Annotated in this window: 5 protein-coding genes; all 5 read left to right on the top strand. The window is 50.2% G+C overall.

Annotated features, from left to right (window positions below; all coding sequences use genetic code 11):
- Window positions 1-172 (top strand): DinI family protein (locus ACLJRU_RS23310; RefSeq protein WP_080105762.1); only part of this gene is annotated, 172 nt, incomplete at its 5' end.
- Window positions 173-288: 116 nt separating this feature from the next.
- Window positions 289-537, top strand: a complete 249-nt coding sequence (locus tag ACLJRU_RS23305; RefSeq protein WP_001540683.1) for a hypothetical protein — start codon at window positions 289-291, stop codon at window positions 535-537.
- Window positions 538-571: 34 nt separating this feature from the next.
- Window positions 572-1174 (top strand): DUF1367 family protein, encoded by a 603-nt coding sequence (locus ACLJRU_RS23300; RefSeq protein WP_001540681.1) that lies wholly within the window; start codon window positions 572-574, stop codon window positions 1172-1174.
- Complete coding sequence (locus tag ACLJRU_RS23295) at window positions 1174-1380, top strand: hypothetical protein (protein ID WP_001241019.1); 207 nt, start codon at window positions 1174-1176, stop codon at window positions 1378-1380. The genes ACLJRU_RS23300 and ACLJRU_RS23295 overlap by 1 nt, the downstream gene beginning before the upstream one ends.
- Before the next feature lie 2 nt (window positions 1381-1382).
- Window positions 1383-1567, top strand: a 185-nt coding sequence (locus ACLJRU_RS23290) for a recombination protein NinG (protein WP_410957051.1), incomplete at its 3' end; no start/stop codon positions are given.

The raw sequence follows: 1567 nt of genomic DNA, 5'->3' as shown, positions 1-1567 counted from the left end.
TGAAAAAGAATTAATTACCCGTCTCCAGAATCAGTATGAAAACTGCAACTTAACCATCCGTCGAGGCAGTCAGGATGGTCTGAGTATCGTCGGTGCTGCTGATGGCGATAAAAAACGTATACAGAGCATCCTGCAGGAAACGTGGGAAAGCGCTGACGACTGGTTTTATTAACATTGCGCTTAATGCTGGCGCGCATTTTTCAGAATACCGCAATTTGCGTATCCCTTTGATGCTGCTGCCGACAATTTTTAACCGCGTCTGTACATCGCCTGAAGGGAGAACAAAAATTGAGTAATTCAGCTTTGCAAAAGTCAGAAGATAGCTGGTATGACATTGTAAGAAGATCTGATGGCTGCGTGGTGTTTAGCTTTCCATCATCAGGCAGGCATCTTATCTATCGTGTAAATGGCATGGTATCTATGCGTCCTTTGCTGGATGATGAAGAAGTTTTTACTCCCAACGGTTTTATGCATTTTATTCGCCGTCTCGGCTACTGGGTAACACCACCTTCTGATAATATGAAATCAACGGCCTGAACAACCGTTAACCTTCTGCGCCACGGAGAATACCATGGCGCACGAATTACAACTCATCAAGCAGTCATCTGGAATTCTGATCCCCGCAACGCCGGAGACCAGTGATATTCTGCAATCAAAAATCAAACTCGGCGCCGTGCTGGTGGCTGAGTTCCGTCAGGTGAGGAATCCTGTATTCCATCGCCGCTTTTTCGCGTTGCTTAATCTTGGGTTTGAATACTGGGAACCCACCGGCGGCGCCATTTCTGCCAATGAGCGCAAACTGGTAAACGGTTATGCAAAGTTTCTCGCTGCATATGGCGGGAATGAAAGCGCATTACTGGATGCGGCTGAACAGTATCTGGAACAGATTGCAAACCGCCGGGTAACAAACGGGATTAGCCTGTGTAAATCATTCGATGCCTACCGCGCATGGGTGACGGTTGAGGCTGGTCACTATGACGCCATCCAGCTACCGGACGGCACCCTTCGCAAACATCCCCGCAGCATCGCTTTTTCCAGTATGGATGAGGTCGAATTTCAGCAGTTGTATAAATCTGCGCTTGATGTTCTCTGGCGCTGGATTTTATCACGTACATTCCGTACTCAGCGCGAGGCCGAGAACGCCGCCGCCCAGCTCATGAGCTTTGCGGGGTGATGGCGATGAAATACTCCTGGTTCCATCATCATGACTGCACAACCGAGCAGGCCGACACGCTGATATCGGATTATCAGAAGCGGGGCGTAAGGACAGAAAAGAGCCTGAACCCTGACTTCATTACCTGGACTGTCAGCGCGAAATTACCTGAATATGCACACCGGGTGCGGACGCCAAAATCCTTACGCCAAAAGGTCTGGGGGTGAGCATGGCTAAATTACCGCGCCGTAAGTGCGCAAACAAAGAATGCCGCCAGTGGTTTCACCCGATACGCGAGGGGCAGATCGTTTGCTCGTACCAGTGCGCCAGCGCCGTCGGCAAAGAACAAACCAGAAAAGCTCGCGAAGCCGCGCAACGTAAGGCGCAATCCCTTCAGCGCGCCGCTGAGAAAAA

The organism is Salmonella sp. SAL00653 (assembly GCF_046552515.1).
Taxonomy (GTDB): domain Bacteria; phylum Pseudomonadota; class Gammaproteobacteria; order Enterobacterales; family Enterobacteriaceae; genus Salmonella; species Salmonella enterica.
This window is presented reverse-complemented; position numbering and strand designations above follow the sequence as displayed.

What these genes read in the sequence shown, in the direction of transcription:
- ACLJRU_RS23300 (WP_001540681.1), top strand. Translation starts at nt 572, where the DNA reads ATGGCGCACGAATTACAACTCATCAAGCAGTCATCTGGAATTCTGATC.
- ACLJRU_RS23295 (WP_001241019.1), top strand. Translation starts at nt 1,174, where the DNA reads ATGGCGATGAAATACTCCTGGTTCCATCATCATGACTGCACAACCGAG.